Annotated in this window: 1 pseudogene; it reads right to left on the minus strand. The window is 49.2% G+C overall.

From position 1 onward, the window contains the following. Positions 1–40 precede the first annotated feature (40 nt). Positions 41–961 (minus strand): annotated as a pseudogene (locus HMPREF3034_RS11735) (hypothetical protein); the annotation flags it as partial.

Genomic DNA, 961 nt, shown 5'->3' on the forward strand with positions numbered 1-961 from the left:
TGGCTTTGAAGGCCACAGGCTATCAATCAAATAAATCGGATTATTCTGCGACGGGAAGGACGGACAGCCCGTAATGCCGAATGTTCGTAGTAAGAGATGACACTGTCCCTGAGTTGAATAACATGGCAAAGCAGATCGCGCTATTCGGATTGCTCGACCAATAACATGTGCTCCTATAGTCCATATAACCGTTTGTGGGGCTGAGATAACCCACAGCGGGGAGATACATGGTGACATGAGGATTACCGTTCTTTCTGAAGTTCCAGCCATTGTCCCAAGTGCTGGCTTTCATTAATCCGCTGTCCGATTCATGCTTCGTGAAACATTCTAAAGCGCCTTTGGTGGGTACGTGGAAACCTACGGGGCAGGGGTCGAAGATGGTCTTGACAACAGTTTCGTCATAGGTACCCCCGAGGTTGTTCATCGACCAAAGGTTACAGTAGCTTTCCGTCCGACCTTTGCCGGCAAGGATGAAACAATTAGGCTTCTCGATACACTCCTTAGTGGTCATATCTATATAGTCGTTTATATAGTACCCACCTTCGGCAATGTTATTGATGTTGGTGAAGGCATCCTTGCGACCGAACTGGTAGAGAGTGGAGGAGAACTCCTTGACGCTTTGGCCAGGTTTCTGCGTGATGTAGAAGATGGCATACTGCTTATCGCCTTTGTTGCCGAAGGTCTGCTCCACCTTTATGAGGACCACGCGCTGCTTGTTGAAGGTGGCTTCTTCCCATTCACGGTAGGCGAAACCGAGCGGCTGCTTGGCGAACTTGTAAACCTTGTTTTGGTTATTGTTGCATTTCACGGTCTCAAGCGCGTCTGGCTTGGCGAACCACAGATGCCATGACCACATAAATCTGCCCTTTGCGTTCTTCACGGCGATGACGGCGTTGCCGTTCTTGATGTTTTCGCGGGGGACATAGAATTTGAGGTAAGCGTTCTCGTCAGGACTTTTTCC

It is taken from the genome of Prevotella sp. DNF00663, assembly GCF_001553265.1.
In the GTDB taxonomy this organism is placed as follows: Bacteria; Bacteroidota; Bacteroidia; order Bacteroidales; family Bacteroidaceae; genus Prevotella.